This is a genomic window from Metamycoplasma hyosynoviae (assembly GCF_004365165.1).
In the GTDB taxonomy this organism is placed as follows: Bacteria; Bacillota_I; Bacilli_A; order Mycoplasmatales; family Metamycoplasmataceae; genus Metamycoplasma; species Metamycoplasma hyosynoviae.
The window spans coordinates 1-3,880 of record NZ_SOCH01000007.1 but is presented as its reverse complement, the minus strand read 5'-3'; the positions used below and the strand labels follow the sequence as shown (position 1 = coordinate 3,880).

Sequence of the window (3,880 nt, the reverse complement as noted above, 5' to 3'; positions counted from 1 at the left end):
CTAAAAAAGCTAAAGACATTCAAAAATCAGATGTTAAAGGAACACTTGAAAACTTTAACGGAAAAATTGTGATTGAAAACACATTAGAAAATGGAAATGATGTTGATGTTTATTATTTCCTAGAACAAGATAAAACTAAATCACAAATTTTTATCAAAACTATTGGTGGTCTTGGAACACCAACCCAATATTATTCAGAAGCCATTTTGGCTAGTTCAAAAATTTCTGAAATTCTCAAAAACACAGGTTTTGAAGCAACCGAGTCTATCAAAATCTCAACTGTTAGATACAAAATGCCAAAATGAGTATTTGCAGTTATTGGTCTAATTTCAGGATTGTTTTTAATTAATCTAATTTTTCTAATTTTATCATTTGCAAAAATCTTGTAAGGGCACTAACTTATGAAAGAGCAAGAACAGAAAAAATTAAACACACAACAACCAAAACAGCAAGTATCTGAAGATAAAATCAAAACACAAAATCCTAAAAATAAGGTTATTGTTTGATCATCTATAGGTGCAGCCACTGCAGCACTTTCTTCAATAGTATCACTTTCAACAGTTTTTTCAAATCAAAGAAAAGTATCTTTTCTTGATAAAGTTTTACAATCAATTAAAATTGATGTAAAAGATAAAGAAAATAAAACTAAAGCTGATATTACAAAGATTGCTGATTTTGAAGCTTCAAATTTAGATGGCAAGCTATATGAACTGATAGTTGAAACAGATAAAGATGAAGTTGATAAACAACCACTTGATAGTGATAAACCTTATACTACCTTCCGTACTAAGTTTGCAATCCGTAATAAAATCAATAATGCACAATCAAACTACAGATTTTTTGAATTTAGAGATTTAAAACCTCCAAAAGAAAAAGTTGAACTTAATAAACTTGGTCAAATTAGTGAAAAAGAAGAAGATAGAGTTAATGATAAAGTTAAAATTGAATTCATTAATTTCATTCGTGGACAACACTTAGCTTCAGAAGTTGCTAAAAAAGAAAATGGTAAATTCAAACACTTTAACATTTACTTAAAACAAGACAATGATGATGCTTTACAATATGAAATTGTAAATATTGATGTTACAACTAATGATGATGAGGCTGAAGCTATATTTTCTTACAAGTTAAAAGTTAAATCTATTGAAGATGAAAAATTTATTTCTGATAAACTAGAAATCAAATTTAAAGACTTCGCTATTCCTTCAACTAAATTAACCGATTATTTGAAAAGTTTGAATGTTAATTATAAAGATGTTGCTTCAACATATGTTCAAGACGCAACTGAAAAAGGTATTGTTGAAGGCACACCTTTAGCTAATCCAAATTATCAATTAGAATTTGAAACATTTGAAAAATTAGAAGATGATAATAAAATAAAAGCAAAAGTTAAAATAGTTGATAGAAGTACCAAAGAATCATCTGAAGTTATTGAAGTTATAATAGCTGGCTTTTTTGATTATAAAAAAGCAGTTGAAGATGCAGCAAATGGTATAACTTTTGATTATACTGATAAAAGCACTACTTTTGCAAGTAGTTTAAAGAAAACTAATTTAACTAATACACTTACTTCACAAGCAAATAGCAATAATTTGGAAGTTATTTATTATGGTGACGAATTAATTCAAGAAGATGAAACAAATTCAACAAAAAGAACTAATGTTATAGTTTCATATAAAATTAAAGATAAGAAAACTCAATTTGAATCAGGTGAAAAAACCTTTACCATCAATGGTTTTAAATATTATGCAATTCAAACAGAATTAGATGAATATTTAAATGGAACTAACGTAATTTCAGTTGATGGTGTTGAATCAAAAGAAGCAATACAAGTTAATCAACTTTCACATTTGAAACAAGACATTGATCCAGGTTTTGAAATAGACGCTGGTAGTGTTGAAATATCACATCCTGCTGATTTAGTATCAATTAAAGTTTCATTTAGAATCAAAGATAAAACTGGTAGATCTGATATTTTTTCATCACAACGTCAAATAGAAATCACTGGCTTTAAAATGCCTTTGAAACTAGTTAATGATTTAGCACAACAAATAACATTTGATGTTGTAGATAAGCAAAACACAATGGCTTATGATTTATGAGATAACTTTAATGCCATTAATCTTATAACTAAAGACAGTCGTATTGAATTTGTTACTGAAGATGTAAAAGTTAAACAAACTGATAAAGATAAAATTACAGTTACTTACAAAGTGAAAGATGCAAAAAATCCTTCAACAGTTTCACAAGAATATAGCAAAGTAATATCTAATTTTAAGACACTAGATCAAAATGAACAAGATTTTACATATGAAATTATTGAACGTAATGGTCATAAAGTTGCATCTTTGGAACAAAGATTAAGACCGATATTTCAAATACCTGCCTTCATAGGTTCTTATAGGGTTAAAAAAGTAGGAACTATGTATTCAAACGAAACATTTGGTTCAAACTATTTTGTTAAACTTGATGAAGGTATTGAAGAAATTGATAAGTTAATAATTAATAGTTATGATGAATTCCACTCACAAGTAGTGGGAATTAAACTTCCTAAAACTATCAAGAAAATTAACACTCTAATTTCAGGAGAATCTGGTGATTTGCATTATCTTGAAATGTATGATAATATTGAAACAATAACTAATTTATTTTCTACTTATTCAAATGATGTTGCAGAAAATGTTGTAGCCACATTTAAATATTATAATAACCACGCTTATTATTTTGAAGGTAGAGACAATTTTAGTGATCTTGTATCAGTAACAAATCCTGATATTAAAGGATCGTTTAAACTTAAATTAATATCAACAGGTGAACAATCTAAGATTGCATTACGTGAAGATGTTACTGAAAAATTCACTTATCTTGAAACTAAAGATCAAAAACAATTAATTAAATTCTTAGATAAAAAAGAATCAGAAGTTAAATTCAAAAGAGATATTCCATACGAAAAAATTGGCAAAAATGCATTTACCGGAAATAAACTTGAAGAATTTATTCTTAGAGCAGCTAATTTAAACAAATTAGACTATTTCGTATTTGATCAAACCAATAGAAAATTGAAAAAAGTTGATCTTCAAAACAAGAAAAAAGACACCTTTAATTTTGGTATGATTGCTGATTCCAATACTATTGAAGAACTTTATTTGGCTGATTTTGAAAGTGATGATGGTGAAAACATTTATAGACAAACTGGTCTTGATGGATGAAATAACCTTAAAAAATTACGTTTGCCAAGAAATATCAAAGAAATTCGTAATTCTTTAATTGATGGTAATGGTTGAATATCTGAATGTAACTTTAATGAACTTACAATGCTAACAAGATTAGGTGTTTCTGATGTAAACCAAAATAATAACATCATAAATAAAATATTCAGAATGTCACATCTTGATTTATCAAACACCAAAATAGAAAGTATAGGTCGTCAAACTTTTTGATATCCTCACTTTGGTGAAATTACATTACCAAAAACTTTAAAATATGTGGGCCCTATAGCCTTTTGACCAGCATTAAGCTATGAAGAAGTTTTAAAAGCTTCATCCAATGATGAAAGTGTTTTATCTACAGTTATTTTAACTTTTGGTAATATGAAAATAAACATAAAAGAAATTGATAAAAAACCAGAAGGTTGAAGTAAATACTGAATTGGTCAACACTGAAATGAATCACAACCAACCGGTACTTCAAACATAACAATTGAATGAAATAAGTAATCTTATTATTAAATTAAGATAAAGAGAAGGACATATGTTCTTCTTTTTACTTTTTATATAGATTTTTTGCTTTATAATCAATATTTAGTTAAATCACAAATTTTCTCTTGTTTTAGCATAATTTTTGCTGCAAATGCATTTGGATAACCATTTTTTTTTTTTTT

Annotated in this window: 2 protein-coding genes; both read left to right on the top strand. The window is 27.0% G+C overall.

The genetic code is table 4. The features are described from left to right. The coding region (locus tag JN03_RS03115; protein WP_166666772.1) for a hypothetical protein at positions 1-389 on the top strand (389 nt) is incomplete at its 5' end. Positions 390-401: 12 nt separating this feature from the next. After that, positions 402-3,716 carry a leucine-rich repeat protein gene (locus tag JN03_RS09925; RefSeq protein WP_134076728.1) on the top strand — a complete coding sequence of 1,105 codons (3,315 nt, stop codon included), beginning with the start codon at positions 402-404 and terminating at the stop codon, positions 3,714-3,716. Positions 3,717-3,880 lie beyond the last annotated feature (164 nt).